The organism is Kribbella sp. WER1 (assembly GCF_054189145.1).
Genome location: NZ_JBSZTA010000002.1, coordinates 1 through 22,093, shown reverse-complemented (window position 1 = coordinate 22,093; position 22,093 = coordinate 1). Strand labels below are relative to the sequence as shown.

The window sequence follows — 22,093 nt, the reverse complement described above, 5'->3', positions numbered from 1 at the left end:
GCGCGCCAACCCCCACACGCTGAGAGGAACAGACCGTGGAGCGCGTGAACATCGCAGCCGCCGACGTCGGCGTCATCCGGGCGAAGTTCGCCCATGACTGGCGGTACGGCGTCACCACGTACGAAGTGGAGGCCTCCCGCGTGGCCGGTGTGTTCGTGCTAGGCGTCGAGCCACTCGTCGGGGAACGGGATGGAGTCATAGACCAGGACTCGGACCGGCTGCGGGTCGAGTTCGGACGCCGGGCCGGTGGAGATCCGTACTACAGCGAGTGGAAGCCGCGCGATGACCTGCCGTGCGTGAACGGCGTGCAGCTCATCGGGACCGTGGGCGTAAGCCTGGCGCAGCTGCGCCGCGAACGCCTGACCGGCCGCAGGATGTACGTACGGCGGATCAACCCGCGCGGGACCGCCCCCGACGCGACGGCCGAGCGAACCGCGCTCGTGGTGGACGCGCTCGCCTATCACTGGCTGAGCTGTCCGGAGAACTACGAGCTGCGGCTGACTGCCGCGCAGGCGGCGATCAAGGCGGTCACGTCGTCCCGTGCCGCGACTATCCGGGCGGCCCGCAAGGACATTTCCCGGGCACAAGGCCAGATCGCCACCGCAAGGGCCGAGATCAGGGCTGCACGGGTGTTCGCGGCGATCGACCCCAGGCAAGAAGGTGCGGCGTGAGGAGGGCGCAGAACGGCACCCGGCGCGGCGGTAGTCGAATCTTCGGGGCATTGAGCCCCTCAGCTCCGATGCTGTCGCGCGGTGGCCGGCCTGGCTGGAAAACCAGCCAGTCGAAGAACACCCGCCCGGAAGGAGAAGAACCCTTCAGGGTCGGTCCGCGGGTGGCCGGCGACGTCGGGCGGCTGACCCCATGCACGGGGGACCGGGGCAGCGGTGACGTAGCCTCCCGCGCCCCTGCCACTACCACCGGCGACGCGACTGAGCCAGAGCGCGACCCGTTGCAACAACATGCAATTTCGACCGAAAACCGCGACCAGGACCTGGCGCACCAGCTAGCGTCCCACCTTGGATCGGAGACAAGAGAGACAATGGAGACTAGTGAAGACCGAGCGCCGGGAGGCGCTCCACCTAGAGAGACCCACCGCCTTGAGCGACCACTCCGAGAACCCGCCCGCCAAGAAGCCACGCGAGAAGTGGCGGATCCAGGCCTGGATCTACGACGAGGACGAGGACTCACGCATCCGGAACTGCGAGTTCCACGTCGGCCGGCAAGAGGGGTACGCCGACCTGAGCGATTTCATCCTGCGGCCTGTGCTGGAGAACGTGGCCCGGCTCGAGGAGAAGTACAACAACGGCCGGCCGTTCCCACCGCCGCCGGAATCGGCCCGCGGCCGGGGACGAGGGCGACCGGCCCGACCCGGCAAGGCAGTGGAGTAGCAGCCTGCCGGATCCGCACGGATCACCTCGGAGCTACTCGCGGCCACCGCACCACCCCACATCACCAGCTAGCGAGCTACTCCGAGAGGACTTCGTCATGACCGATCACACCTTCATCGGCAACATCGCCGGGGCGCCCGAGATGCGTTCCACGACCACCGACAAGACCGTCACCGAGTTCCGGATCGCCGTGAGCGACCGCTACCGCGATGGCAACGGCGCCTGGCAGAGCACCGACCCAGTGTTCTGGCCGGTGCAGATCTGGGGCGAGCAGGCGAAGGCCGTTGCGGCCGAGGTTCGCGCTGGCGCGAAGGTGATCGTCGTCGGAGAGATCCGCAACCACGAGTGGGTCGACCAGGCATCCCAGGAGAAGAAGAGCCGGCGACTGATCCAGGCGCGGTACGTCGGGCTCGCCCTCGGCGACCAGCCCCGCAGCCACACGCAGTCCCGCAGCGTCACGCAGCCGGCGGATCCGCAGTGGGAAGACCAAAACTAGCCCCGCGGAGCCGGTTCCGCCCCTTCACCCGAGCGAGACGAGGACAGTTCATGACCCAGGCCGATCTTTCCATCGTGCCTGAACCCGGTACGAAGAACCCCGACGCGATGACCACCGCCGAGCTCCAGGAGGCCGCCTACCGCTGGGTCCTCGAGTACAACCAGAACAACAAGCATCTGCCGACGCAGCAGGAGGTCGGCGACCAGTTCGGCAAGTCCCGGGGCTGGGGCCGCGACCGCATGAAAGAGATGCGGCTCCAGGGATGGATTGCCGACGACGGCGCCGGCGAGACCGTCGACACCGTCGGCGAGCTCACCGCTGACCTCGAGCGAGCCGAACAGGCGCGGGGGCTGGCTGTGGAGGCCCAGCGGGCGGCCGAGGCTAACGCGGCCCGGATCGAGCAGTGGGCGAACCAGACCATCGCGGACGCCCGGGCCGAAGCGGACCGGCGTGTGGCTGCGGTAGAAGGAGCCACCGCGGAACGGCTCAAGGGAGCCCAGCGCCAATCCACAGCTCAGGTGGAGCAGGTGCAGGCTGACTACGAACGGCAGATCAGCGAGATCCGCGCGGCTGCCGACGCTCAGGTACTGCAGGCGCGCAGCGAAGCGGCGGCCGCGAAGGCCGAGGCCACCAGGCAGCTGGCCGGCCTCGAGGGTGCCTCGGCCGAGCGGGAACGGCTGAGTGAGGAGCAGGCCGCGGTAGAGCTCGCCCAGCTGAAGGCCGCGCATGAGGGCCAGGTCCAGGAGCTGAAGGAGCAGGCCGAAGCCCAGCTGCAGCAGGCTCGCGCCGAGCTCGAACGGGTGCAGGTCGACGCAGACCAGCGGGTCGCAGCCGCGATCGAGTCCGCGCCGTCGATTCGGCGAGCGGCCGAGAATCAGGAAGCGGCCGAAGTGCTGGCGTCGACTGTGACCGAGAAGCACCACGAGACCCTGCGGAACCTGATGTACGGGTTCTACATCGTCGCGGCCGCAGGCGCACTCACCGGGCAGGTTTGGGCCGGGGTCGAGCACATCCCGTTCCCCGACAACTGGCCGGTCTGGGGAATGGCCGCAGTGGTGGCTCCCGCGTTCGCTGTGCTCGAGTTCGGAGGTGTGGTCACCGCGTACGCGGCGGATCTGCGGCGTCGGCTGGGGGAGCGGGCGACCGGCTTCCGTATCATGTCGTTCGCCGCGGCTACGGTCGCGGCCGGGTTCAACCTGGTCGGGCACTGGGGCGACTGGACGCCGGCGATCGGCTTCACCGGTCTGTCCGTGTTCGCCTACCTGCTCTGGCTGCTGTACTCCGAAGCGCGCCGACGCGACGTACTGCGCAACGCTGGCATGATGTCCCGCCCGGCACCCGTGTACGGGCTGATGCAGTGGCTGCGCGAACCCAAGGTCACGGCGCAGGCGCGCCGCCTGGCCGTCGAACACGGCTACGGCATGCACGAATCCCTGCGGATCGTCCGCGAGGACAACAAGGCCGCCGCCGAACAGCGGGCCGAGGACGAGCTGCGAGCCAAGCGCCGCGCAGCGATCGCCGCCACCATCGAGCGCCGCGTGCGTGCCGAGGCCGGCGACGACATCGGCGCCGACATCGCAGTGACCACGATCCCGCTCGACCTGGTCGCCGACGAGGTCACTCGCCGCGTCGACGTCGGGCTATGGGGCGACCTCATCGAGCACGACATCCGGCCCACCAGGAAGCCCCGCCCGGCGGAGGCCACATGAACGGCGGCAGCGGCCCAGCTGACCGGACCCCAAGAAATCATCCGGGCAGTGTCGACGCGGTCACATATGGTCAGCGTCGTACGACGGTTGACGAAGGCAACAACGGGGAAGCCGTCGCAGGTCCTCACCGGGTGCGCGAAGCAGCCGAGGGGAGCGGCGGCCGGCTACGACGGGATCGCCTCCCCGCGCAGTTTCCAGGAACCCGGACCCATCCGGGAAGCCGCCGCTACCAGCGGCATGCGACGAGCAAGGAGGACGGGCAGGTGAAGGCGTTCCGGAAGTTGTTGGCGCTGCCGCCGACCGGGTGGAGCTGGAAGGCCTACGAGGCCGAGCAGCAGGCCGGAGACGCGGCCGCGGATGAGGCCCCTGCAGGCGAGGCCGCCGTGGAGGTGTACCTGCACGGAGAACACCCGCGGATGGAGATCGCCGGCACCACCTACGTCCTGGAGGGTGCCGACGTCGACGCGCGCCGGGCCAATGCCATCCAGCAGGTGACGGAGCGCGCCCGCAACCTCGGCCAGCCGGTCCGCGTGAATGCTCACGAGCCGATCGGCAGTGGGGCCGTGACTTTCCACCCCGACGGCACGGTCGAGGAGCACCCGGAGCCCTTTGAGAGCCGGCGTGTCTCCGAGGCGGACACGGGAACGCGGAGCCGCCCAAGCGGATTGCGGCAGGAACGACCCGTCTTCACGGTCGTCGACGAGAAGCCGACCAGCATCGTGGCCAGAGCCCTGCGTTACCTGTTGCTCGCCCTCGTGGTGCTGCTGTGCATCATCGGGGTGCGCTCCATTATCTGGCCGTACGGTCTCGACGGCCCGCAGGTCGTCCAAGGTGCCACCACCACCTTTCCCACCGGTGAGGCGACACAGGTCGCGGCCCGGTTCACCACGTCGTACCTGACGTGGGACGAGCGAGCCCGCGACGCCCGCGCGAAGGCCACAGCGCTCGACTTGGCCGCCGGCCTTGACGCCTCGAGCGGCTGGAACGGGCAAGGCGTACAGACTGTCGCAGCCGTCTATCCCGGCCAGGTGGAGGTCACCAGCAGCCAGCAGGCGCACGTGATCGTGCTGGCCAGAATCACGCCGTTCAAGGGCTCCGGACAGAAGTGGACTGCGTCGGGCTCGGTGTGGCGGCGGCTGTCCGTCCCGGTCGAGGTCGGCGCAGCACGAGTGGTGGTGTCCGGTGCGCCGGCGTTCGTCGCCGAAGCCTCGGCCGCGGGAGCGACCAGCAAGACGGCGACTGCCGAACCCGACCCGGATCTGACCGCGTCGACCGAATCGGACGCGCGAGCGTTCTTCGGCGCGTACGGCACCAGCGACGAGGCAACAGCTGCGATCGCCGCGCCGAGCTCGGGGATCCAGAGCCTCGGCGGCCAGGTGGAGCTGGAAGAGCTCAAGACCTGGACCGTTGAGACCGGCAACAGTGATCGCCGGACCGCCCTCGCGACCGTGACGTGGAAGTTGCCGGGGACCGGAACCCAGCTGAACCAGGACTACCGGCTGACCCTGCTGCGTTCGACGGCCGCAGATGGAACACAGCGCTGGCAAGTCGCCGAGATCGCTAACAACTAACGGAGGAACAGATAACAATGCTTGCCCAACTGGTGGTCATGGCCGCGCCGACCGGCGCGGACGCCAAGGACTACGTCCTGTTCGTCTGCGGCAACCTCTTCATCGCCATCATGGCGGTCCGCTCGATCCAGTACTACGCCAAGCGGGAGTGGGGCACTCTGTTCGGGCACCTCGCCGCCGGCGTGCTCGTGTTCGGGATCGTCTACGCCAACAACGTGTTCCTGCAGATCCTGCGGTCGTTCTGGGACCTGATCGCAGGGACGAGCTGACGATGCGCCAGGGAAGGACGCTCACCAAGCACCTCAGCCTGGAGACACGTCAGTACGACCTGTTCGACATCGATCTCGGCGAAGGGGCCCCGCGCAAGCAACTCGGCCTGACCATCGTCGCGTTCATCGTGTGGATCGCTGTGCTGGCACCCTTCCTGGGGTTCCCGAACAAGTACGAGGCTCTCGTCTACCTACTGCCGCCCGGCGTTTTCGCCTGGGTCGCGTGGCAGGACAGCCCGAGTCACGCCGGCCGCCGGAGGCGGATCACCGAGTGGCTGATCCAGCTGCGCTACGCGCTGGCCGGTCACCGACCAGTGATCTCACTCGGCGCCCGAGCCGCGACCCGCGAAGAGATGATCCCGCTGCGGGAACGGCTCCCGATCGAGGCGGTCTGGGATTTCCTGGACTTCCGCCAGGACCCCCGGACGCCGTGGGACCGGACCCGGAACCGCTCGGACCGGCAACGACTGCCCGCCGCGGCGCCGATCGAGTTCGACCAGCGGGTCCGGCTGTTTGACGCCGACCAGATCGCCGCCGCCCGGGCCCGATTCGCCCGCCGTACATCGCAAGGAGCCCGATCATGAACCGCCTGCTGAACAGAGGACTGGCGAGCCTGGGCCTGGGCAAAGACCGGGTGCAGCCGCCACCGAAGCTGGTCGCCGCCGCCGACGGCCTGCTGATCAGCGAACACCGCGCCGAAGCGTGGTACCTGATCCCGACCAAGAACAGCGACATGTCGACCGACGGGATGCGGGACTCAGAGCTGGACGACGTCGTCCGGTTCGCCATGCGCTACCTCGCCGAGCGCGAGTGTCATCTGAAGGTCGTCTGGGGCCGGGTGTCCGGCCTTGGCTACGCCGAAGAGGTGTCCCCGTCGTTCGTCAACGGCGATGGTGAGGCCTGGGCGGATCTTCGAGGCGCGCGCATCGACGCCGACGAGCTCCCGCAGCGCTACGTGCTGCTCGGGGTGAAGATCGCCGACCGCAAGCCGCGCACATCGGCGGTACTGCCGGGCGTGGTGACAGAGGCTCTCGCGACCAACACCCGCCAGGTGTCGAGGGAAGAGCTGAATCACCTGAGCGGCAGCGTGATCAAGATCGGTCAGGCGCTGGCCAAATCGCCCTGGCAGGCCAGGCTCGCCAGCGTCGAGGAGATCTCCTGGATGATCGCCCGGGAGATGCACCGCGACGCGGTGGCGGTGCCGAAGGCCGGCACCGTCGCCGGGGCGCCGCTGGCGCGGCTGGCGGCCGGCAAGACGCTTCCGTACAGCGACCACCTGGAGATCTTCGACGTCGAAGACCAGGTCGTCGCCTACACCTGCGTTCTGACCATGGACGAGTTCGACGAGGTCCTCGAGGTACCCGGTCCGGGCGAATGGCTCAAAACGCTGTCCGATGTGACGTACATCGATGGCGAGGGTGGCGAGCACTCCGTGAACGTGGACGCGTCGGTGCGGTTCACCGTGCTGCGGCCGAAGACGGCCGGCAAGCTGGTCAACGACGCCAAGCAGTCAGCCAAGGAGCAGGCGCGCAGCGCCGCACAGGGCTCGGCCGGAGTGCCGTCGGAAGAGATCACCGAGACCGAAGACGTGATGAGCCAGATCCAGCGCGACATCAGGCGCGACGGCATCACCTTGGTGGAAGACCACCCGCGGCTGATCGTGACGGCCACGAACCGGGCTGAGCTCGAGGTCCACGTCGACGCCGTGATTCAGCACTTCGCCGAGCGGGGTATCACGGTCAACGTCGGCGCCAACGAGCAGCGGGACTTGTGGCTGGAGAGCATTGCCGGCGATCGGCTGCGGATCACCGATCTCGGCCACGTCCGCGAGGCGGCCGCGTTCTTCGGGTCATCGTTTTGGTGCGGATCCCGAGTTGGTGACAATGACGGCCCGGCGATCGGCGTCCTGACCGGCAGCACTCCCGGGATCGTACGCAACGACGTGGCCGCCGGATCCGCCCGAGGTGATGCGACCACCACCGTGATGATCGGCCGATCGGGCCGCGGCAAGTCGACGGCGATCATGCTGTCGTCCCTGGACGCCGCGATGATGTCGGCGTGGACGGTCGTGTTCGACCTCAAGGGCGACCTTGCCGGCGTTGTCGACGCCGCCCGCGACTACCGCATTCCCTCCAACGTCACCCGGATCTCACCGAAGCACTCCGGGGCCGCCGACCTGTTCCGGTTCCTGCCACCGGACGAGGCGATTCTCCACGTCCCGGCGCAGCTGACCCTGATCGCTCCGCGTGAGCTGCGCAACGGCGCCGAGTCGCTGCTGGTGGAAGCCGTGCGGGCCGAGTCCGCCGCCGAGCAGTACCCCACATCCTGGGGCGTCATCCAGCGCCTAAAGAACAACACCGAAGACCCAGCCGCCGCGCGGCTGGGCCGGGCGTTGCACGCCCTCACCCAAGACGGTCTGGGCAGCATCGTCGCCGGTCCGGTCACCGAGGCTGCGCCGCTGACTACCGACCCGGGCCTGTGGCTCGTTCAGATGCCCGGACTCACCCTGCCCGACCCGGAGAGCAACCCCGAGCAGTGGAGCGCGCTCGAGCGGGTCAGCATGGCCGCGTTGCGGGGAGTGCTCACCTGGATGGTGAGCACGAGCGGCAGCCAGGTCTTCCGCCGGCGGCCGAAGGTCATCTGCATTCCCGAGGTGCACCTGCTCGCCCGGACCTCCGACGGTGCCGCGTTCCTGAACAACATCGCGCGGATGGGCCGGGCCTTCGGCACCAGCCTGGTCCTCGACACCCAAGACGCCGTGACGATCACCAACAACCCCGGCCTCGTCGAGCAGGTCACCACCGTATTCGTGTTCTCGCTGCGCTCCCCTGCCCAGCAGGCCGGCGCCGCCGAGCTGCTCGGGCTGCCCAACAACGCGAGCACCCGTGAACTGATCGGCAGTATCAACTCCAACCCTGATCGCTCGATCCGGCACGGGCACTGCCTGATGCGCGACCGGCACGACGAGGTCGCCACGATCCAGTGGGAGTACCCCGACGCCACCATCGCGGCGCAGCTCAACACCAACCCCGACACCGGACAGGGCGACTTCGACGAGGACCAGGACTACGACGAGGAAGGCGGAGCAGCGTGAACGCTGAGTCTCCCGCGTATGCGGACCCAGCCGCAGGCCGTCGCCGGCGACTGCTCCTGCTGGTCGTGCTGCCCATCGTCTTGTTCGTGGGCACCGGGCTGTTGGTGTTCTTTCTCCTCACGAACAGGGCCGAGCAGCACACCGTCGACCGTCGCGACGAGACCGCCATCGCCTACGTGAACGCGATCAACGTCGGCGACCCGGCGACCGTGTGCCGACTGGAGACAGAGCGGCAGCGCGACGCCAGCCAAGAGGCCTGCGAGAAGGACCGGGCGTACCTGAAGGACCGCAACGTCAAGGCCGACGAACCGAAGGTCGTGACGACGAAGGACTTCGCCGAAGGCGTCGGCGTCCTGGTCGAGTACCACCTGACCACCGGCGGATCCACGCCGAGCAGAGACGCGCTGCGGATGATGAAGCAGCCCGACGGCTCGTGGCTGGTCGACCAGGCCGAGGACGCCAACTCCGACGACATGGCCACCGGAGACCCGCTCGGTACGACGCTCGGTGAAAGACGAGGTGCCTCATGAACCGCCGACGCCTGGCTCTCGGCGTCCTGCTGATCGCCACTATCGCCTCAGCTGGGACCGCGTTCGCGGCCTCCACCGCGGACCCCACACCGACCACACCGACCGGCGTCGGTGACCTCATGCCCACGCCGGACCTGACCCACGGCGACACACGCAATCTGTTCGAGGCCTACAGCGCCATGGCGTACCACCTCGACCAGGACGACGGCCGGTTCTCATCGCTCAGCTATAAGAGCCTGCTGAACTCCTACGCGAACATGATCATGCTGGCCATCATCGCGATCACCCGGGGCGCGATCTCGGTCGGCTGGTGGCTGTTCAGCATCACCGACATCAAATCGGTCTCCGACGCGACCACCGGCATCATCACCGCCGCGAGCGGCGCCCTGACCAGCTGGCTTCTTCCCGCTGCGCTGGCGCTGGGCGCGGTCATCGCCTACGCCCGTCAGCGAGGCGGTCGCTCCGGAGGCGGGACGAGCCAGGTGATGTGGGTGGTCGCCGCCGGCGTCCTGGCGGTGAGTTTCACCTCCGGCGCGGGACTGTGGGTCAACGGGATCGATTCGGTCCGCCAGGTCGGCGCAACCGCCGTCATGGACGCATCGACCCGAGCGATCAACACCACCGACAACACGGTGCCCTTCGAGATGCCGGCCCCGGCCTACAACACCGGCAACGCCCGCGACAAACTGCTGCGGCAATCGGCTGACGCCACCTGGCGTGCGTTCGCCGCGACACCGTGGTGCCTGGCCGAGTTCGGTTCGCTCGACGCGTGCAAGCGCTACGGCAAAGCGATCCTCGACCGCGGGATGGACGACGACACCCGCATGAAGTACATCGACGGGGAACTGAAGAGGATGGAAGGTGGGGGCGACGCCCCCACCGTGAAGTGGACCAAGGGTGAGAACCCTGTCGGTCGGCTCGGCATCCTCGTCTTGGGTTTCCTCGCCGCGGTCGTCTTCGCTGCGCTGACCATCACACTGGCCTTCGCCGCTGCGATGGCCTTCATCGGGGCCCTCCTGATGCTCGTTGCAGGAGTGTTCTTCGCGTGCTTGTGGGTGATACCCGGCCGCCCGCGTCAGTGGGGGATGAACTGGTTCGAGATCCTGCTCGGCCTTGTCCTGCAGTCGGTCCTGGCCCTGCTGGTCTTCGGGACCGCACTGTCCCTCGTGACCGCGGTCTACTCGCTGGCGGGCAACATGGGATGGCTGCCGGTCAACGGCCTGGCTCTGTCGGTGCTGTTCGCAGCGTTCCGGCTGCGGCGGATGCTCGAGAGCGTCACCCAGATGATGCGGCCCGGCATGGCCAGCAGCGGGCTGATGGGTGCCCTGGCGCTGCGGCAGACCATGAAGATGCTCGGTGGCCTGAGCAAGTTCGGCCGCTCCAGGCGCCGTACGACCACCAGCAGCACCAAGCCGCCGCGGAACCCCAAACCGCTACCCGACCCGAATCCCGGACCGGACGGCGACGACCGGATCAAGCCGCGGCCGCCCCGGCCGTCGACGCCACCACCGACCTCACCGCAGCCCAGTACACCGGGTGGGCCCCAGGGCACCGGTCCGGGCGGGTCACGCCCAGGCGGCGGCCCGGGCCACCTGCCTGGCCGGACCGCGGAGCCGCCCGAGACGCCGACCGCGCCCGGGGACGAGATCTCCGCGCCGCGGCCGCGCACGATCAAGGTGGATCCTGCAGCGAAGGACCCGCGCAAGGTCGACGTCAGCGATCCGGACAAGATCAGCGCCGCCGGCAGCAGCCGCCCCATCGGCGGACACACCCCCGGAGGGCCAACCGGCGCGGGGAAGGGCTCTGCGGGGAGCGCCGCTGAAGCGACGACAGAGCCCGCCGACAAGAGCAGCGAGCGGCTGTCGAGTGGCAACGTGCCGCGCAAGGTCGACGCTGCACCCGGTCGGCCCAGTACCGAACCGAAGCACACCGCGCCCCGCGCCTACCGGCCCGGGAAGGCGACCAACCGCTACGAGTCGGTCCGGCCCAGTACGCCGACGCTGCGAGAAGGCCCGCCGCCGCCCGGGGCGCGCACGCCGCGGCCGCCCAGGAGCCAGCCGCGGAAGTTCCGCACATACCACCAAACCCCGGCCCAGGTGCCGCCACGATCCAGGCCTGAACGGATCCCGGAGAGGACGCGATGACCGAGAAGCCCGAGCCGCCCTCGGACTGGCGGGATCTGACCAGGAACGACTACGACTACCCCGAGGAGATCCTCGAGCTCGACTCCGGCCGGGAGCGCCGCCGCGGGAAGCGGCGGTGGCGCAAGGCCGACCGGGCGGCGCGCGTCGAGTGGATGCGTGAGCAGCGCCGCGACCAGGAACCCGTCAGCCCCGGTGCCGTGCTCGTCGTCGTGGTGGTGATCGTGCTCGTGCTGGCAGGTGTCGGGTACGTCGTACCGAAGTGGATCGGGAAGGACTCACAGGCCGGCGGTAACGACGGCGGGGGAGTGACCATTCTCAAACCCACCGAGGGTGCCCGGGGACCGGCCGCGACAACGTCGACGACGTCGCCGAGCGCGTCGGGCAGTGCGAGCCCGACGCCGGTGGCACCGGCCCGGCTGAACCCGGTGCTGGTCAACGGTGTCATCCAGGCGTGGGCGCAGGCCTTCTACACCCGGACGCCGTCGACCGAGACCTACGCCCAGCTGGTCGACCGGATGGAGCCGTACCTGACCGACGACGTACGGGAGTCGCTCAAAGCCGACGACGACCTCACCTACGAAGCGCTGGCGGCTGACGGCGGTGCGTCCCAGGTGGGCAAGGTGACGATCACGGTACCGCCGAGCGGTGGGGGAGCGCCGGCGGACACCACGACGAGAGTGACGCGGCTGCTGATTGCCCGAATCACCGTGACCGGTCCGAAGCCTGACCAGTTCGATCTTCGCGAGCTGGTGACGGTGGTGCCTGACCGTGGGACGTGGCGTGTCAGCGCCATCGCGGGGGAGTCCGGCTGATGTACGACGAGAGCGACGTCGCCCGGGCCGGCGCTGCCGGGGCGTCGATCCTGTCCCGGGGACTGCTCGTCAAGGTGACCGGCGTCCTGGTCCTGCTGGTCATCGTCTCGATGATGCTGCTGGGAGGTGCCGCGAACACCAAGAGCGTCGCCGCCGGCTGCGACGTCGTGATACCCGGCGGCGGCACCGATCAGCCCGAAGAGAACGGGCCACTGCGCGCTCAGCAGATCGTGTACGCCAAGATGTTTGACCGCATCGCGATCGAAAACGGGCTGCCCGGCCGCGCGACGCTGGTCGCGCTGATGACCGCGCTGCAGGAGTCCCAGATCCAGAACCTGGCCTACGGAGACGCCGATTCGCTGGGCATCTTCCAGCAGCGGCCGTCGGCCGGCTGGGGGACGCCGGCGCAGCTGCAGAACGAGGAGTACGCCACCCGCGCGTTCTTCGGCGTCGGGCCCGAGGATCCGCCGCCGCCGGGACTGAGCCAGATCGACGGCTGGTACGACATGCCGCTCACCGAGGCTGCCCAAGCCGTCCAGGTGTCGAAGTACCCCGACGCCTACGCCCGGCAGGAGAAGACCGCTCGCGAGATCGCCGCACAGGCCGGTCTCGACCTCGAGCGGCCGGGAGATCCGTACGGCGGCCGGCCAGTGCGGCCGGGCGCCACGGTTGGCCCAACCTCAGACCCGCTCGGATCCTGCACGGACGTGCCAGGCAAGGGCAAGATCAACGGCGATTGGCAGCCCGAGGACTGCAGCGTCCGCCCGGACCCCAGCAACGGAGGGCTCTGCGTCACCCCGCGGACGGCGGCCTGGATCGGTGCAGCGAAGGCGGCACTGCCGGGGCAGGCGATCAGCTGCTGGGACGCGCATGCCTGGAATCCGACCAGTGATCACCCCAAGGGCCGCGCCTGCGACCTGATGATCGGCAAGGACAGCCGCAAGAACGCCGCGGAGAAGGCCAGAGGTGACGCCGTCGCACAGTGGGTGCTCAGCGGCGCCGGTCAGTACGGTGTGCACTATGTGATCTGGTCGGGCCAGATCTGGTCAGCCAGGACAGGGCAGTGGAAGCCGTACAACGGGGGAGGGGTCTACGACACCGGTGACGCGACCGGTGGCCACTTCGACCACGTCCACGTCTCGCTGTACTGACCACCCCAGAGCGTGGGCCGGGATACTTCGGATCTCTCGGCCCACACGAAAAGCGAGGGTCCCCGGCCATCTGGCCGGGGACCCTCGTCTGTGGTGGTGAGCTACTTGCCGTGGATCTCGGCGGGCAGCATGCACCCGGCCAGCACGCCGGCGTTGATCGCGCGGCTGATTCGCTCGTAGTCGATGCCCGCGGTCCAGTGCTGCACCGACAAGCGGCCCGCGTACACGGCCACCTCGCCTTCGTTGAGCACGAGCTGCATCCACAAGGGGTGCACGAGCAGGTCCAGGTCGGCCATCACCTGCGTGCTGGTACCGATGAGGAGTCGCCCTGCGATGTACGGCTCTTCCACCCCGGAGGCAGTGAAGCTGACCCGGGTCTCACTTCGTGCGATCGGGTTGCTGTCGATCTGCATGACCATCTCCCAGCCGGCGGCGAACAGCTCCGCCGTCGAGGCGTCGACGGCGCCCTGCTCGGTGATGGTCGTCAGCTCACCGTGGTTCGAGACGAACAGGACCGGGCGAACAGGGCCGCCCGGTGCCTGCAGGGCTCCACTCATTGCGCTGACCGACCCGATCGGGTGCCCTGCGCTGAACAGGTAGCTCTCGATCTCGTCCCGAGGCATCTGCCGGACCTCGGAGGGGGAGCAGGCGGCGTGAGTCAGCGCGAGCGTCATGAACTTCCCGGGCTCGGTATCGGGGGAGGAGACCAGCAGCACCAGGGACGAGGGTTCCTGGGCAACATCGACCGACCGGGAGCAGTCGCGGCACGAGCCGATGCCGATCGCCGCCTCGGTCAGGTACCGGTCGGCGTCGTCGCCGAGCTGCTCGGCGACCTCAGGGGCCATTGCTGGTTGCATCACGCACGTCCGTTCTGCTGGTGGTCAGCGGTGGTGGTGTCGCGGCGGACTCGCTGTGCAAGCTCGCCGAGCAGGATAGTGGCGATCGCCTCCCGGTCATCAGCGGTCACCAGGGACCGCAGCTCGGCAGGCAGCTCGGCGACGGTGAAGTCCGGGTCGGCGCGGAGCTCGAGGGCCAGGTCCAGCGCCGTACCGCGATCATCGGCCATCAGTGTCCTCAGCTCCGTCGGCCGGCGAAGGCGGGACATCCTCCCCGAACGCGGCCTGCCATCGATCGAACCGGGTGAGCCACTCGTTCACGGATCGGGACTCGACGCCCTGGTTGGCGATCAGATCGCGCAGCAGCGCAGACGCCGACATAGCGAGAGCGACGCCCGGCGCGGCGCGCGGCGGTACGCCGAAGTCCAGCAACTCACTGAGCTCGACGTCGATCTCTGCCAAGTGGACCCCGTGCACTCGGTACGCACCGACCCGATCCTCCGCGGCCTCGAACCCGGCCTGTGTCCGCCGGACCGAGGCCCTTTCTCGCCACAGCTCGAGTACGCGAACTCCGGCCGAGCCACGGGTGCCCGCGGCAATCTTCCGGCCGCGGTCCAGCCTCTCACCGAGCTCCCGAGTGACCTGCCGGATCTCGTCACTGGGCTGCATCTGGTTCATAGAAGTCGTACCTCTCGTTGTCTCATGCAGAGGGCGGCCGCGCGCCGCGTTGCTGGCGTCGCGGCCGCCCTCGGTCAGTAGCGGGTTGTCGTACCGGCGGGCGGGTCAAGTTCCTTGTGCACCTCGTACAGGCAGTTGCCGGCGTGCTCGAGGGCACCGATCGCCTCGGCCATCTCGTGCGGTTGTGCGTTGAACTGCTCGACCTCGTCGGCGACGAGCTCGGCGACCTGGTGGGTGGCAGCAAGTACCTTGCTGACCGCGTCGACGACCTTGCCCAAGCCGCCCCGCCGAAGCTGCCCGAGCTCGGCCGCCAGGGCGGTGCCGTCGAGTTGCTCGATCAGGTTCTCCCAGGTCGCGCAAGCCATCAGAAGTTCGTCGACCGGCCCCAGTGCCGTCGTCTCGGTCATTGCGCACTCCTGTTCATCGTGGACTTCGGGATGCCGAACGGCGGCTCAACGTCAGCGAGGCGCCGACGGTGCGGCCGGGTCACCACTTGGACCCGCGGACCGTGTACCGGCGCGTGGTCCGCCGGGCGGGCCGCTGGCATGAGCCGGCGGCGAGATGCTCGTTGAGGTACGTCCACGCGCCCAGCGCCAGTGCGTACGCCTCGCTGCCGAACTCGGCCTGCTCCAGCCTCTTCTGCCAGGTCTGTCGGTAGCGGCGAAGCTGAGGCCGGGTGTGGCCGGCCAGCATCTGCTCCAGCCGGCTGTAGCTGTAAGCGAATGCGCGGCGATTCCGGGCACGGCTCAGCTGAGTGTTCGCGGTCGATGACATGATGGTGTGCTCCTGCCTCGTGTGGTGGGATCTGGTGGCCGGGCCCGGGTCTGCAAAATCGGGGTCCGGTCACCGCTATGTGTGGTGCGGTGAGTAGGTGAGCTACTGCGGCGGTTCCGGTGGCTGATGCTCGGCCAGCCAGGCGTGCCATTCGTCGCGAGGGGAGACCCCGCCGGCGCGATCCGCGTCCCACCACGGCCGGACGGCCTTCTTGATGATCTGCGAAACCCAGCTGTCCGACACCTTGATGGACAAGGCGATCTGGCGCTGCTTCACGCCCTCGACCGCGGCCGCGCGGATCGCGGACAGCAGCAGGGCGAAGAGTTGTTTCTCCTCGGCCTGGACCTCCTTGTGCCGCTCGTAGAGCAGCCTGACGTCGCGCAGGACCTCGGCCTGCCGCTCGGTGAGCTCTTTACCCATACCCAGACTTTACCGCACTTAAGTTTTTTAAGCAACGTAAAAGATCGGGTGATCCGGAGTCTCTCGTCGATCAGGCGCCCGCAGGGTGCTCGCAGTGGGAGCGGCTTGTCCAGTTGCCCCGGGCCGAGCGGAGCGAGTCTTGACACGCCGTCTCCGCCGCTGCGTGCAGGCTCTGCCCGTCTGATTGATGAGAGACCTTCCCGTCGACGTCTCTCGGAGGGATGGCCGGGGGAGCGGGGGCAGGACCCCCGCATGTCCTGTTGCCCCGGGCAAGCTGTCCGGGAGACGAGCGGCAACGTGGAGCCCCGGCACCAAGGGTCCGGGGCCCCGAACGGTTAGCGGCCGAAGACGCCGTCAGGGTCGTAGTCGTAGCGTTCGGCGTTGGCGGCGTGCATCCAGGTCAGGACGCGGACCAGGTGGTCAGCGCGGGTGTAATTGGAGCCCGGGTCGACACGGGAGTGCTGACGCTGAACGAAGTTCTCTTTGCCGAGTTCATCGCGGATCTGCGCGGCGCTACGGCCATGCAGGGAGCGGGCCAGGCGGTCAGGGACGCGGACGCCTACCGGCGCCGCGACCACGGTGGCCTCCGCATCGTCCAGGCTGTCACGTACGGCGGACAAAGCCGAGGCCAGCTGGTTCGTGCGCCCGCCGTCAGGGTGCTCAGGACCGACGGCGGCGAGCAGCTGCTCAGCGGCGGCGTTGAACCGGTCGGCGTCGACGCCGGTAAGGATGCTTGCGTCGATCCGCGACCGGATCTCGGTGCACAGCGTGGAGGCGACACCGCTGAACGTTTGGGCGAGTTCGACCAGGCCGTCGACGGCCGCGGCCAGGTCGGCCGGGGAGTCACCGGCGCGGTCCATCCAGCCTGCCGAGTAGGCGGACAGCGCGCGGTGGGCGTTCCAGATCGGCTCCGCCGGCGTCCCCGGTACGACGTCGCCAGCGGGCACGACGTCGCGGCCGCGAGCGTAGGCCCGCAGCCGGGACCGGCCCGGTTTTCCTCGCAGCAGGGTCCGGACCCGTTTCTGGCTGGACGGCTCCGGCTCGCCTGGCCGCTCGCCAGGCTGGGGCAGCGTCCCGGCCGGGGACTGGCACCACTGCCGAGGGTCCGGGTACAGCTGGTCGGCGGCGGCTTTGGCTGCTTGGTCGCCGAGCTCGTGCGGCCGTGCCGTGACCGCGCCTGAGGCGACCGCCGTCGCGCCGGCCCAGTCCATCAGATCCCAGATCGCTTTCGTGGTGGACGTCATCACCCCGGCCAGCAACGACGGCTCCTTGTCGCCCAGCCGAGGGCTAGCGACCGGTACGCCGTGCTGTTCAGCGAGATGCCTTGCGGCCAGCAGGTGCTGCCAGGCGGCCCGCAGCTGGCGGGCCACCATCACCGCCACCGGCACCGGCAGCACGGCCGCCGGCTGATCGGCGGCCTTCACGAGGTCCGGCGTACCGCCGGTCCGTGAACGCTCGATCTCGCGGGCGGCTCTCATGTACGGCTCTCCCGTGGCGGTTGCTCGTGCGCGGGCTTCGCGTTTGCGCTTGTCGACCATGTCGGTGTCCTCTCCAACCGGGTCCCACGCTTCCCGGCTGCGACATCACGATGGTCGGCACGACGGGTTGCGGCACGTGAGGCGGAGCCTCTTGTCCTCGTTGCCACCAGCGGGCGCGGCGTGGGCGCGCAGAGTGCGGGGCTCGGATTCAGGCCGACGTGACGGCCACCAGCAAACGGTAGCGGCAGCCGCCGACAGAACCAGACAAGGAACCTTCGGGGTGCATACCCGCGCGCGGGTACGGCGTACCAGGCTCGCCGAGGACGGGCGGCGGACCCACGGCCCCTTCCTCCAAATCGGTTCTAGCAGTCCCGCCGACGGTGCGTCGCCGTCAAGATTCCTAGTTTCGTAGCTTTAGTTTCGCAACTAAGGATGCTAAAGTCACTAAAGAGACGATAGTGACTTTAGCTACTAAAGCGGCTAGAATCTGGGGTATGACGACCGACGAGACCGCGGTACCTGGCGCCGAAGACGAACAGTCCGGCCTCTGTCTGTTCCCGGGGCCGCAGTGCCCTCGGCCGCGCCGGGAGGATCCGGGGACCGGGCGGCCGACGAAGTACTGCGAGCAGGCCGACGCGCCCGGCGAGCAGATCCACAACAAGGCGAACGCGTGGAAGGAACGCCGCCGACTCGAGAAGCTGGCGATGGCCGGCGGCGGGTCCGGCGGACCGTCGGTGCCGGACGATGCGGAGGACCTGCTCGGGACTCGCCCGGTGACGATCGCCAGGGCGACAGTCTCCGAGCAGATCGCCCAGCTCCCGGGCCAGCTGGGTGCCGTGACGGAACTACTGCAGAACCTGATGGGAAGCCTGAAGGAGCTGACCGACCCCGACGCGGCGGCCGCGGAGGTCGAGCAGGCACACGCCGAGGCTCTGGCGCAGGTGGCCGAGGCCGAACGGATCCGGGGTGAAGCCGAGCGCCGGATGCGGGCGGCGGAGAAGCGCGCCGAGCAGCAGACCGAGGCTCGCGATGACGCCGACGCGGCCGCGGAGGAAGCGGTAGCTGAGGCCGAACGGCTGCGGGTCGAGACCGCCGAGCAGATCACCCAGGCGCAGGACGCCGCCGCCGAACAGGTCGCGCAGGCTCAGGCTGAGGCCGCGGAACTGGTTGAGGCCGCCGAGCAGCGCGCCGCGGCCGCGGTTGCCACCGAGGCGGAAGCTCGCGCCGAACTGGAGCGGGTCCGCGCAGATGCGGCCGAGCAGGTCACAGCAGCCCGGGCCGACGCCCGCCGCGTGATCGCCGCCGCCGAGCAGGACGCCGCCCGGGCGGCCACCGAGCTGCAGGCCGAGACCGAGCGCCGGATCGCCGAGGCGATCGCGGCGGCCGACGAGCGCGTTGCGGCGGCGGCCGTCGAACGCGACGAGGCCCGCACCGCACGGACCCGGGCAGAAACCGAGCGCGATACGGCGCAGGCCGCGGCGCTCGACGATCGGGCGACCGTCGAGCAGTTGCGCGCCGAGCTCGCCGAGACCCGGCAGCAGCAGCACAACGAGCTCGAGGCGATCCGCGAGGACGCCCGGGCCAGCCGTACGGAGACGCGCGCGGACCACCAGGCCCAGCTCGCCGAGCTGAAGGAGGCGCACGCCGAGCGGATCGCCACCCTGAACGACGCCCTGACCAGCGCTCAGGAGACCATCGCCGAGCTGCGCCAGCGCGACGCGCAGGGCACCTCACCGGAGACCCCGGCGTCCCCGAGCAAGAGGCCCGGGGGTCGGCGAGCCAAGGAGCAACCGGAATGATCACTCGCGGCCGCCCTACGCGCAGCACGCACGGCGTACGCCGTACCGCCCGCCCGCCGCGACCTCGATGTCCGACGTGCGGCTGGGAACCGGACGCCCAGGCTGACCAGGTTCGGCTGTCGGAGGACCTGAAGACCGTGTGGTGGTCGGCCGATCCGGATCACGCCCGCGGGATTCGCGACAGCCGGCACTGCGTGCGGTGCCAGCCGCACGAGGCTGGCCCCGTGGCGTGCCGGTGGTGTGGCGACGGGCCGATCCTCACCGGCGTACTGGTGTCGGCCGACGTCGACGGACTGCTGCCGGCGGTGACCGCCGAGCTGGAGCGGATGGGCTGGAGACCAGCGCTCGACGGCGCTGGTTGGGTCTGCTGCGGCTGACCCCATCTAGCGGCTGGCTTGGGGCAGTCCCGGTGCCGGCACAGATGGCCGCAGTTGACTGCACCCCGACCGCGGTACGACGCTCTGCCGGTGATGACCTATCGAGTGCCTGTCGACCTCGCGGCACCTCCGGCGCCGCCGCAGTTCGTGGACGTGAAGGACTTCTGGGACAAGATGATCGATGCCCTCGGCATCTATGCCCGGCGGTCAGTGACGATCACCGCTGCCGGCGGCGCGACCGTACGACGCGTGACCGAGCTGCGGCACAACTTCTACGTCGTACTGCCCGCCCCCGGCGCACCGCCGTCGACCGGCGCGGCGCCCGCCGACGAGGCGACCGCGGCCGTCGATCGAGCCATGCGGCAGATCGGCCTCACCGAGCAACAGGCCGTGGTCGACGTCGCGGCCGTCGAGGAACTGACCGACCCCGCTGGAGACTGACGGGCAATGACTGAGCCGCTGATCTACACCGCGTACCCGAGCGGACCCACCGGCGAGTGGACCGTCTGGGATCACCTACGCGACCAGGCCGTCACCACCGGCGAACCGGAGGCAGCGGCCGTCCAGCTGGCTGACGAGCTGGAACAGGCGTACAGGGCGCAGTGAACCGCCCGGACCGGAACTGACAGCACTGCCTGGTGTCGCAGGTCTGGTCATGGGTGAGAGTGCCGGGCTACCTCTGTGAGAGGTCCGTACTCGTCGAGCAGGAACGGCCACAGGCGCACGCCTTCGACGTCCTCGGTGCTGTCGGCGTTCCGGGCACGATCGCGTGCGGACATCCGGTAGCAGCCGCGGCCGGCGTCCTGATGCTCCCAGAGATCGCCGTCGAGGTCACGGACCGACGAAGGCGGCGGATCAGGCAGGCTGTCGCCGCGCCCGAACGTCCGCAGCGTCCGCAGCGCCTCGTTGCGCACGTCGGCGACGAGCTGCCGCGCGAGGCGCTCTGCGGCCGGCCCTTCCAGTCCCGCGGTCCGTAACCGGCCAAGCATCAGCGCCCACAGCCGCGCATCGTTGAACTTCGTCATCCTCGGTCGGGCTCCTTTGGTGTCGTCACCTGCTCGGCTTTCTCCAGCGCGGTGATCGCGAGGTTGATCGCCGACCGTGCGGCGCGCAGCTCGGCGAGGACGTCGACCGTCCGCGGTAGCGGGTCGGTGCGGAGCACGAAGACGCCAACGCCTTGGCGGGTTTCGACCAGGCCGTCATCGACGAGCAGCTGCTGCGCCTGGCGGATGGTGTTCAGGCCTGGCACGTTGTAGTGCGCCTGCAAGGCGGCGATCGGGGGCAGCTGCTGGCCGGGGGTGAACTCGCGGGCGCCGATGCGCTGGCGGAGGTCTTCGGCGATCTCACGGTATCGAGCCATGCTGACACGCTAGCATGTCCCTATAGGTTATCCAGTGGTCTTGTGAGTACTAGTTGACATAAGGCCTGTTATCGGCGATGAAACCGTTGCCATCAGCAACTCGGCCGGGTGGCAGCTTCCCGGTTGAAGAACCGGAGCTAAGCGATCCACGGGGACCCGCGAGCATCGAGGCCGTTGCTCCCCCGTGCCATCATCGGCGTCTGGCGAGCGACGGCCCCGGGCAGCACAGAGAATTAGCACTGGCCGAGTCGCCTTGATGCCGACAAGGAACTGCGGCTCAGCTGAGCAGAAATGTGATGACCATGCCGGCTGCCGCGAGGGCCACGCCGACGATGGTCCACAGCGTCTGCCGCTTGGTCCACCGCAGCGATTGGCGAGCAACCTGGTCGTCATCGTTGCCGGCCGCCCCAGTGGTACTGGATGCGTCTCCATGTTGCGCCTGGGTGTTGTTGAGGTGGACCCTGTTGTGTTTCCCGCTCACTAGTACGTTGATCGCCTGGTCGCTCGGCATCGCAACAGGGTTCTCGGCCCGGTGCGGCGCGACCGGCCCGGCACCGTATGGCGCCGGTGGGACCCAGGTTCCGCCAGGAATTGGCACCTGCTGGGCTGCCAGTTGCCGATCGCGGGCGTCCCAGTACGCCGCAAACGTTGTGACGCCCTTGTAGAACCGGATGTCTTCGGTGACGGTGCACGTCCAGCCGCCCTCGGCCGTCGTACCGTGGTGCGACCACCAGCGCTCCTCATTGAGGAGCATCGAGGACTGTCGGCCGAGGTTCTTCTTCTCGGCCTCAGGCAGGTCGAGACCGAGATCTTCGAGTACCTGGGGGAAGGTCACCTCCGCAGGGTGGTCTGGATCGCCAGTCCGGTACGCCGCCTCGCCCAGGCGCGCGGCGGCAACGACCACCTGCAGGACTTGCTCGGTGCCCGAGCAGACGGCTGCACCGGCGATGGTCAGCGACAGCGACCCGTTCGGGTCGGGGCGCGCTCCACCGGCCGGACGGCCGCCGTGCAGGAGCTCGTTCGGGATGCGGGAGATCAGCTCCGCCAGGTCGATGTCGTCGTGGCGGCGCAACAGCGTCCGGTTGATCGCCTCGAACCTGGGCCAGTTGCCGGAGCGGTCCAGCGAGTCCCACACCAGCTGAAGAAGCTCTGTTTCGTCGGCGGCAAGCTTAGGCAGGCGTGCCGATCCGGAGTCGTTAGATGTCAC

At 69.0% G+C, this 22,093-nt stretch carries 26 protein-coding genes; 16 read left to right on the top strand and 10 right to left on the bottom strand.

All coding sequences use genetic code 11. From position 1 onward, the window contains the following. Nucleotides 1–44: 44 nt before the first annotated feature. From ACXJJ3_RS42090 to ACXJJ3_RS42035, 12 genes are all read left to right on the top strand, one after another. Nucleotides 45–671, top strand: coding sequence for a hypothetical protein (locus tag ACXJJ3_RS42090; protein ID WP_458172132.1), 627 nt, complete (start codon nt 45–47; stop codon nt 669–671). Nucleotides 672–1,097: 426 nt separating this feature from the next. Beyond that, nucleotides 1,098–1,388, top strand: coding sequence for a ParB family protein (locus ACXJJ3_RS42085; RefSeq protein ID WP_458172131.1), 291 nt, complete (start codon nt 1,098–1,100; stop codon nt 1,386–1,388). A gap of 97 nt (nt 1,389–1,485) precedes the next feature. Next, on the top strand, nt 1,486–1,884 hold the full coding sequence (locus tag ACXJJ3_RS42080) for a single-stranded DNA-binding protein (RefSeq protein ID WP_458172130.1): 399 nt from the start codon (nt 1,486–1,488) through the stop codon (nt 1,882–1,884). 74 nt (nt 1,885–1,958) lie between these two features. Continuing rightward, the gene (locus tag ACXJJ3_RS42075; protein ID WP_458172129.1) at nt 1,959–3,593 is read left to right on the top strand and encodes a hypothetical protein; all 1,635 of its coding nucleotides are present in this window, start codon (nt 1,959–1,961) and stop codon (nt 3,591–3,593) included. 263 nt (nt 3,594–3,856) lie between these two features. Then, nucleotides 3,857–5,164: a conjugal transfer protein gene (locus tag ACXJJ3_RS42070; protein ID WP_458172128.1), complete on the top strand. Its 1,308-nt coding sequence runs from the start codon at nt 3,857–3,859 to the stop codon at nt 5,162–5,164. A 17-nt stretch (nt 5,165–5,181) separates the two neighbouring features. Continuing rightward, nucleotides 5,182–5,433 (top strand): hypothetical protein, encoded by a 252-nt coding sequence (locus ACXJJ3_RS42065; RefSeq protein ID WP_458172127.1) that lies wholly within the window; start codon nt 5,182–5,184, stop codon nt 5,431–5,433. 2 nt (nt 5,434–5,435) lie between these two features. Beyond that, entirely contained in the window at nt 5,436–6,017 is a 582-nt protein-coding gene (locus ACXJJ3_RS42060; protein ID WP_458172126.1) for a hypothetical protein, read from the top strand. After that, a complete protein-coding gene (locus ACXJJ3_RS42055; RefSeq protein ID WP_458172125.1) occupies nt 6,014–8,527 on the top strand; it encodes an ATP-binding protein in 2,514 nt (837 codons plus the stop codon). The genes ACXJJ3_RS42060 and ACXJJ3_RS42055 overlap by 4 nt, the downstream gene beginning before the upstream one ends. Beyond that, nucleotides 8,524–9,057, top strand: coding sequence for a hypothetical protein (locus ACXJJ3_RS42050; RefSeq protein WP_458172124.1), 534 nt, complete (start codon nt 8,524–8,526; stop codon nt 9,055–9,057). The genes ACXJJ3_RS42055 and ACXJJ3_RS42050 overlap by 4 nt, the downstream gene beginning before the upstream one ends. Before the next feature lie 119 nt (nt 9,058–9,176). Beyond that, nucleotides 9,177–11,201, top strand: coding sequence for a hypothetical protein (locus ACXJJ3_RS42045; protein ID WP_458172123.1), 2,025 nt, complete (start codon nt 9,177–9,179; stop codon nt 11,199–11,201). Further along, the gene (locus ACXJJ3_RS42040; RefSeq protein ID WP_458172122.1) at nt 11,198–12,013 is read left to right on the top strand and encodes a hypothetical protein; all 816 of its coding nucleotides are present in this window, start codon (nt 11,198–11,200) and stop codon (nt 12,011–12,013) included. The genes ACXJJ3_RS42045 and ACXJJ3_RS42040 overlap by 4 nt, the downstream gene beginning before the upstream one ends. Then, the gene (locus ACXJJ3_RS42035) at nt 12,013–13,164 is read left to right on the top strand and encodes a hypothetical protein (protein ID WP_458172121.1); all 1,152 of its coding nucleotides are present in this window, start codon (nt 12,013–12,015) and stop codon (nt 13,162–13,164) included. The genes ACXJJ3_RS42040 and ACXJJ3_RS42035 overlap by 1 nt, the downstream gene beginning before the upstream one ends. Nucleotides 13,165–13,265: 101 nt before the next feature. On the opposite strand, the gene ACXJJ3_RS42030 is transcribed toward ACXJJ3_RS42035, so the two are convergent. The 7 genes from ACXJJ3_RS42030 to ACXJJ3_RS42000 form a co-directional block, all read right to left on the bottom strand. Continuing rightward, nucleotides 13,266–14,021, bottom strand: coding sequence for a hypothetical protein (locus ACXJJ3_RS42030; RefSeq protein ID WP_458172119.1), 756 nt, complete (start codon nt 14,019–14,021; stop codon nt 13,266–13,268). After that, nucleotides 14,021–14,230: a hypothetical protein gene (locus tag ACXJJ3_RS42025; protein ID WP_458172118.1), complete on the bottom strand. Its 210-nt coding sequence runs from the start codon at nt 14,228–14,230 to the stop codon at nt 14,021–14,023. The genes ACXJJ3_RS42030 and ACXJJ3_RS42025 overlap by 1 nt, the downstream gene beginning before the upstream one ends. Next, the gene (locus ACXJJ3_RS42020) at nt 14,220–14,678 is read right to left on the bottom strand and encodes a hypothetical protein (protein ID WP_458172116.1); all 459 of its coding nucleotides are present in this window, start codon (nt 14,676–14,678) and stop codon (nt 14,220–14,222) included. Before ACXJJ3_RS42020 ends, ACXJJ3_RS42025 begins: the two co-directional genes overlap by 11 nt. A gap of 74 nt (nt 14,679–14,752) precedes the next feature. Then, nucleotides 14,753–15,085 (bottom strand): hypothetical protein, encoded by a 333-nt coding sequence (locus tag ACXJJ3_RS42015; RefSeq protein ID WP_458172115.1) that lies wholly within the window; start codon nt 15,083–15,085, stop codon nt 14,753–14,755. A 79-nt stretch (nt 15,086–15,164) separates the two neighbouring features. Further along, entirely contained in the window at nt 15,165–15,452 is a 288-nt protein-coding gene (locus ACXJJ3_RS42010; protein WP_458172114.1) for a hypothetical protein, read from the bottom strand. A 102-nt stretch (nt 15,453–15,554) separates the two neighbouring features. Continuing rightward, nucleotides 15,555–15,872, bottom strand: coding sequence for a hypothetical protein (locus tag ACXJJ3_RS42005; protein ID WP_458172113.1), 318 nt, complete (start codon nt 15,870–15,872; stop codon nt 15,555–15,557). Between the two features lie 335 nt (nt 15,873–16,207). Further along, nucleotides 16,208–17,410, bottom strand: coding sequence for a hypothetical protein (locus ACXJJ3_RS42000; RefSeq protein ID WP_458172112.1), 1,203 nt, complete (start codon nt 17,408–17,410; stop codon nt 16,208–16,210). Between the two features lie 434 nt (nt 17,411–17,844). Here ACXJJ3_RS42000 and ACXJJ3_RS41995 point away from each other — a divergent pair, with 434 nt between their 5' ends. The 4 genes from ACXJJ3_RS41995 (at nt 17,845) to ACXJJ3_RS41980 (ending at nt 20,132) form a co-directional block, all read left to right on the top strand. After that, nucleotides 17,845–19,149, top strand: coding sequence for a hypothetical protein (locus ACXJJ3_RS41995; protein ID WP_458172111.1), 1,305 nt, complete (start codon nt 17,845–17,847; stop codon nt 19,147–19,149). Nucleotides 19,150–19,373: 224 nt separating this feature from the next. Then, on the top strand, nt 19,374–19,526 hold the full coding sequence (locus ACXJJ3_RS41990; RefSeq protein ID WP_458172110.1) for a hypothetical protein: 153 nt from the start codon (nt 19,374–19,376) through the stop codon (nt 19,524–19,526). 90 nt (nt 19,527–19,616) lie between these two features. Then, nucleotides 19,617–19,967, top strand: a complete 351-nt coding sequence (locus ACXJJ3_RS41985; protein ID WP_458172109.1) for a hypothetical protein — start codon at nt 19,617–19,619, stop codon at nt 19,965–19,967. A gap of 6 nt (nt 19,968–19,973) precedes the next feature. Beyond that, the gene (locus ACXJJ3_RS41980; RefSeq protein ID WP_458172108.1) at nt 19,974–20,132 is read left to right on the top strand and encodes a hypothetical protein; all 159 of its coding nucleotides are present in this window, start codon (nt 19,974–19,976) and stop codon (nt 20,130–20,132) included. 47 nt (nt 20,133–20,179) lie between these two features. Here ACXJJ3_RS41980 and ACXJJ3_RS41975 read toward each other — a convergent pair whose 3' ends face one another. From ACXJJ3_RS41975 to ACXJJ3_RS41965, 3 genes are all read right to left on the bottom strand, one after another. Continuing rightward, nucleotides 20,180–20,551 (bottom strand): hypothetical protein, encoded by a 372-nt coding sequence (locus ACXJJ3_RS41975; protein ID WP_458172107.1) that lies wholly within the window; start codon nt 20,549–20,551, stop codon nt 20,180–20,182. After that, nucleotides 20,548–20,886, bottom strand: coding sequence for a GntR family transcriptional regulator (locus ACXJJ3_RS41970; RefSeq protein ID WP_458172106.1), 339 nt, complete (start codon nt 20,884–20,886; stop codon nt 20,548–20,550). The genes ACXJJ3_RS41975 and ACXJJ3_RS41970 overlap by 4 nt, the downstream gene beginning before the upstream one ends. A 277-nt stretch (nt 20,887–21,163) precedes the next feature. Beyond that, a complete protein-coding gene (locus ACXJJ3_RS41965; RefSeq protein ID WP_458172105.1) occupies nt 21,164–21,958 on the bottom strand; it encodes a hypothetical protein in 795 nt (264 codons plus the stop codon). Between the last annotated feature and the right edge of the window lie 135 nt (nt 21,959–22,093).